A 5,454-nucleotide genomic window follows, 5' to 3' on the forward strand; every position below is an offset into this window, starting at 1 on the left:
ATCTGGAAAATTAGATTTTACAATTTCTAATGCCTCTATTCCATCTCGAGCAATAAAAACTTCAAAATCATTTTTCTTAAAAGTATATTCTAATGACATTACAATATTGGGTTCGTCATCTACAATTAATATTTTTTTCATTTTATATATTTTCAATAACATTATTTATAGGTAAAGTAAAAACTATACTTGCGCCAATTGCGCTTGGTTCTGCCCATATTTTACCTTTATGATATTCCATAATTTGTTTACAAATCGCTAATCCTAAACCACTTCCAACAGGTTTTTTTATGTTTTGATTGGTAGATTGATAAAATTTATCAAAAATAGCATCAAAATCATTCGGTTGTATCCCTTTTCCGTTGTCTTGCACGAAAGTATGAATAAAATTATTCTTTTCCTTAATTTGAATCGTAATTAAGCCATTTGTTTCTGGACAAAATTTAATGGCATTGGATACTAAATTGGTAATTACTTGCACGATTCTGTCTTCATCATAAAAAGCAGTAACTACTTGTTTGCTTTCAATATGAATTGCAATGTGTTTGTTTTTAATGAGTTGCTGTAATGACTCTATAGATTTTTCAATCGTTTTTACTAAATTGTTCTGTGAAGGATGAATAATTTGCTTTCCTGTTTCAAATTTTTCTAAATCAAGAATTTTATCAATTAATCGGTTCAATCTATCGGATTCCGAAATAATATTTTGTAAAAACTGCTTTTTTAATTCATCTGGGATTTCATCGTCATCATGTAAAATTTCGCTTGCGGCTCTAATAGCGGTAATTGGCGTTCTTAATTCATGCGTTACCGTATCTAAAAATTCATCTTTCTGTAGGTCTTTACTAATTAATGAGGCATTGGCATCTTGAAGTTTAGCCGTAATAATTTTAAGCTCATTAGAGGTTTCAGTCAGTTTTTTGTTGACAATGATATTTTCTTTCGATTCTTCTAAAATTTTTAATACTTCAGGAAGCGAAATTTTTTCTTCTTTTACTACGCTTGAAATTAAAATTCTGGCAGAAGCCGTTCCAATATGTCCTGTGAGTAAATTCTCTGAAAACTTAATTAAACGCGCATCTGCTAATTCTACATCTTGGTCTACGTTGTATTTGACATTAAAAATATTCATAGCTCGTTTGGTACGTTCTTCACCTAAAAATCGAACCAAAACTTTTTCGATATCGTTACGATAAGCCGTTCCTTTCCAAATAAATGCATTTTCATGATTGGAACTGTATTTATTTATATCTACAAACATTTCAGCATAATTGCGTTCGCGATAATTTCCTTTAAAACTCACAGAAACAGCAAAATAAGTCACCCAATTAAACAATAAACTCCAAAACAATGCATGCGGAATCGGATCTAAATAATCCAAACCAAATAATTGAAACGGCTTTAGAAGTTCTACATTTAAAAATCCATCTGTAATAAAAGTACTTTCACTATTTGAAGCACCAATGCTATACGGAATTAATAACGTAAATACACAAATAATAAATCCAATTAAAATTCCGTAAATAGCGCCTAATCTTGAACCTCTTCTCCAAAACAAAGCACCAAAAAATGCAGGAGCCAATTGTGAAATGATTACAAATGCAACTAAACCAATGGAAACCAAATTATAGTTTAATCCAAAATACCTATAAATAAAATACGAAAGTATAATTAGTAAAAAAATACTAATTTTCCGACTATTTAAAATGCTTTTACTACTTATGGTTTCGGCATTTTTTAACTTTCCAAGTAAACTATACGGAATTAAAATATTATTAGTTACCATTGTTGATAATCCGATAGACGAAACAACAATCATTGAAATAGCAGCAGAAAATCCACCAAGGAATACCAAAACAGTCAATATTTTATTATCAAACAATTGAGGAATTAATAAGGAATAGGTATCGGAGTTTACTTCTTGTCCATCAAATAAAATATTACCACCCCAAGCAATTGGATATACAAAAATATTAAATAGTAATAAATACAAAGGAAATAACCAAACAGCTGTATTCACGTGACCTTCGCGATTGTTTTCTACTACAGAAACATGAAATTGTCGCGGCAATAAAAAGATGGCAAACATAGAAAGCAGGCAAAGTAAAAACCAATTAATGGCTTGAGGTAATCCTCCAATAGTATTTTTCGCTTGAAAATCTTTTAAAAGACTGGCTTTTTGATAAATGTCATCAAAACCATCGAAAACGAAAAAAGTAACGTATACCCCAATTATAACAAAAAACACTAATTTCAGTATGCTTTCCATTGCAACAGCAGTTACAATTCCTTTTCTTTTTACCGAAGCATCTGCATAACGTGTCCCATAATAGGAAGCAAATAAAGCCAAAGCAATAGCTACATAAGTAGTAATGTCATCAAAAATAAAAGAATTTACGGGTGTGTTTGAAACCACATGAAAGGTTTCTGTGATGGCTTTTAACTGCAAAGAAATATAAGGAATGATTCCGGTTAAACATATTACAGTTACAATGGCCCCTAAGAAACGACTATTTCCATATCGTAATGAAATAAAATCGGCAATACTTGCAATTTTATTAACACGGGAAATTCGAATTATTTTTTTTAATATTAATATCCAAGACGGCGCAATAATTATGGGTCCTAAGTAAATTGGCAAAAAACTCAATCCATTATCAGCCGCTACTCCAACGCTTCCATAATACGTCCAGGCAGTACAATAAACGGCTAAAGACAAAGAATAAACATACGGATTGTTTGTCCATTTGCTATCATTGTTTTTTTCTGCCCAATGTGCGATATAAAACAAAATGGCCAAATAAATGGATAGTATTATAAGTAAAAAAACACTATTCATTGTAACGAATCATTATAACCAATGAAATTAATATAGAAAGCAGCCAAGTAGAAAAAATAAAAATATAACTACTTGGAAATCCAAATATACTTTTAGAAGAATCAAACAATAAAATAATAGGCATATTGAGACAAATGAGTAATACCATCGAAACAATTACTAATTTTTGTTGGTGTCTTTTTTTCATATATTGACATTATTTAAAGTTTTAAAAATACAGATTAATTTGAAATTAGTCAAATATTTAGATGTAATATTTTACAATTAAAAAAACCATCCCTAAAAATAGAGATGGTTTTTAACATTTATTATTAAAATTAAGTAGATCCGATTAGTTATCGTATTCACCTGATAAACAATATTTACCGAAAGTAAATAATCCGTATGCAATAAGTGGACACAATACAAAAGTATATATTATGGCAGGAACTAATTTTTCTCCGCCTTCTTTCCACATACCTAACGCTTGATTGATAAATAAATAATATACTGCAACAGCACCAATAGCTATCCATACAATCCCTAAAATTCTTTTTATTTTATTCATTTTGTTATGTTTTTAAAGTTATTAATCGTGTGCGTTTTTATCGTTTGATTTTAAGTAAACCACTCCAATAATTAAACAAACTCCTGCTACAATAATTGGGTACCAAAGTCCTTCTAAGTATGGCTTGTCAAATGGTAACGCATCACCTGCTTCTTTTGCAATATCATTTGCTTTCTTCGCATTTAACGCTAAGAAAGTAGCTACTGCTGGTAACAATCCACCAAAGATACCGTTTCCAACATGGTAAGGTAAACTCATAGAAGTATATCTAATTTTTGCTGGGAACATTTCAACTAAGAATGCTGCAATAGGTCCGTAAACCATTGTTACAAATAATACTTGTATGAAAACCATCCAAATTAAATGCCATTTAATATCATCTGTAATATTTTTAGATACTTCCGTTCCATGTTTTAAACTTACACCTGCTGGATGACATTTAGCACCTGAACCTTCTGTGAACGATTTTAATTCTACAACTGCTAATGTATCAACTTTTGCTGGTTTTTCATCTGGTTTTAAACTATTTTTAAGTTTAATAGTATTTACAGTTACTACAGAATCTTTAGTAGTATTAAATTTAATCCAAACTTCATTTTTAGCATTGGCTTTTGCGTCAAATTCTATTGCTTTTGCAGCATAAACCGTATCAATAGTAGTATAATGGAATTTTGCTCCTGTATTATATAACGAATCTGATTTTGTAGCAACAAGAATTTTTGTATTCTTAATTGTTGGATCTTTTTTATCTGCTGCCGTTTTAATTTCCGCTAATGGTGCTCCAATAACTTTACAGCTATCCATTACTAATGTATTACCATTTGCTTTCATAGATTTTTCACTTGCAGATTCATACATTGAAGTATAAATTGGTCGGTACGCTAAAATAGCAATTAACATACCTGCCATCATAATCCATTTTCTGCTCATTTTATCAGATAACCATCCGAATAATACAAAGAAAGGTGTTCCTAAAGCTAATGAAATAAGCATAATGTTATCAGCAATATCTTTATCAATACTCATTGTTTTTTCAATGAAACTCATGGCATAAAACTGACCCGTATACCAAACCACACCTTGTCCCATTGTAGCTCCAAATAAAGCCAACAATACAAATTTGAAGTTTAATTTATTTCCAAAACTTTCTTTTAATGGATTTGCAGAAACCTTACCTTCTTCTTTTACTTTAGTAAATACTGGCGATTCATGCATGTTTTTTCTAATCACGTAAGAAATCAAAATCATTAAGATAGAAACCCAAAACGGAATTCTCCAACCCCAATCAACAAAGTCTTCTTTAGACAAAGAGTGTCTTGTGATGTAAATTACAATTAATGATATAAATAATCCTAATGTAGCTGTAGTTTGAATCCAAGACGTAAAGAAACCTCTTCGGTCTGTTGGTGAATGTTCTGCAACATAAGTAGCAGCACCACCATATTCTCCACCTAAAGCTAAACCTTGTAATAATCTTAAAATAAGTACTAATAAAGGTGCGAAAAATCCGATTGTTTCATAAGAAGGTACACAACCAATTAAGAAAGTAGCACCACCCATTAATAAAAGTGTTACCATGAACGTATATTTACGTCCAATTAAATCACCTAATCTTCCAAAAAATAACGCTCCGAATGGACGCACCACGAATCCAGCAGCAAATGTTGCTAACGTAGATAAGAATGCTGCCGTTGGATTATCTGGTGGAAAGAATTTTGTAGAAAGTAATGTTGCTAAACTTCCAAAGATATAGAAATCGTACCATTCAATCATTGTACCCATTGAGGAAGCGGAAATCACTTTCCAAATTCCAGTTGTCTTTTTATCGCTCATATTTTAATGTATTTAATTAATTTATAAATTAGAATGCATATACACAAGAAATCATAAATCTCATGTTTGACACATCTTTTTTGTTTAGGTTAGCTGTTCCATTTCCGTTAGCATTTAAATCGCCCCAAGTAGCACCAGTATATTCAATTTCTGGAGTTACTCTAAATTTATTTTGTTTGAAATCAACTCTACCAGAAACACGCATTACTTGATCTACTACTCTACTTCCAGAAAC

At 30.8% G+C, this 5,454-nt stretch carries 5 protein-coding genes and 1 pseudogene; all 6 read right to left on the bottom strand.

Annotated elements, in window-relative coordinates:
• Positions 1-141, bottom strand: a pseudogene (locus KA468_RS10350) (response regulator); the annotation flags it as partial.
• Between the two features lies 1 nt (position 142).
• Entirely contained in the window at positions 143-2,839 is a 2,697-nt protein-coding gene (locus tag KA468_RS10355) for an ATP-binding protein (protein WP_291242861.1), read from the bottom strand.
• Complete coding sequence (locus tag KA468_RS10360; RefSeq protein WP_291242862.1) at positions 2,832-3,026, bottom strand: hypothetical protein; 195 nt, start codon at positions 3,024-3,026, stop codon at positions 2,832-2,834. Before KA468_RS10360 ends, KA468_RS10355 begins: the two co-directional genes overlap by 8 nt.
• Positions 3,027-3,170: 144 nt before the next feature.
• A complete protein-coding gene (locus KA468_RS10365) occupies positions 3,171-3,386 on the bottom strand; it encodes a DUF6814 family protein (protein ID WP_291242863.1) in 216 nt (71 codons plus the stop codon).
• A 21-nt stretch (positions 3,387-3,407) separates the two neighbouring features.
• Entirely contained in the window at positions 3,408-5,219 is a 1,812-nt protein-coding gene (locus KA468_RS10370; protein ID WP_291242864.1) for an MFS transporter, read from the bottom strand.
• Between the two features lie 28 nt (positions 5,220-5,247).
• A partial coding sequence (locus KA468_RS10375) for a hypothetical protein (RefSeq protein WP_291242865.1) occupies positions 5,248-5,454 on the bottom strand: 207 nt, incomplete at its 5' end.

It is taken from the genome of Flavobacterium sp. (assembly GCF_017985075.1).
Lineage (GTDB): Bacteria > Bacteroidota > Bacteroidia > Flavobacteriales > Flavobacteriaceae > Flavobacterium.

Excerpts from the sequence above, each read along its gene's own strand:
- KA468_RS10370 (WP_291242864.1), bottom strand. The coding sequence starts at position 5,219 with ATGAGCGATAAAAAGACAACTGGAATTTGGAAAGTGATTTCCGCTTCC.
- KA468_RS10365 (WP_291242863.1), bottom strand. The coding sequence starts at position 3,386 with ATGAATAAAATAAAAAGAATTTTAGGGATTGTATGGATAGCTATTGGT.
- KA468_RS10355 (WP_291242861.1), bottom strand. The coding sequence starts at position 2,839 with ATGAATAGTGTTTTTTTACTTATAATACTATCCATTTATTTGGCCATT.
- KA468_RS10360 (WP_291242862.1), bottom strand. The coding sequence starts at position 3,026 with ATGAAAAAAAGACACCAACAAAAATTAGTAATTGTTTCGATGGTATTA.